The sequence below is a fragment of the Micromonospora parva genome, assembly GCF_000718515.1.
Lineage (GTDB): Bacteria > Actinomycetota > Actinomycetes > Mycobacteriales > Micromonosporaceae > Micromonospora > Micromonospora parva.
Genome location: NZ_JNZS01000085.1, coordinates 1 through 210, shown reverse-complemented (window position 1 = coordinate 210; position 210 = coordinate 1). Strand labels below are relative to the sequence as shown.

General features: G+C 73.3%; 1 pseudogene. It reads left to right on the top strand.

From position 1 onward, the window contains the following. Positions 1-210 (top strand): annotated as a pseudogene (locus tag IF22_RS0132705) (C39 family peptidase); the annotation flags it as partial.

The window sequence follows — 210 nt, the reverse complement described above, 5'->3', positions numbered from 1 at the left end:
GGTCTCGCCTTCACCGGCGGCGCCATCGCCGGCCCCGTCACCACCGCCTTCGCCGCCCCGAACACCAGCAAGCCGGCGTCGCAGACCCAGACCGACCGCCAGCCCGCCGGTGAGCGTCAGCTCGGCGTGCGCTACGAGGCCCAGCCGAACTTCTACTACTGCGGCCCCGCCGCCGCCCGTAACGCCCTGTCCGTGCAGGGCAAGGACATC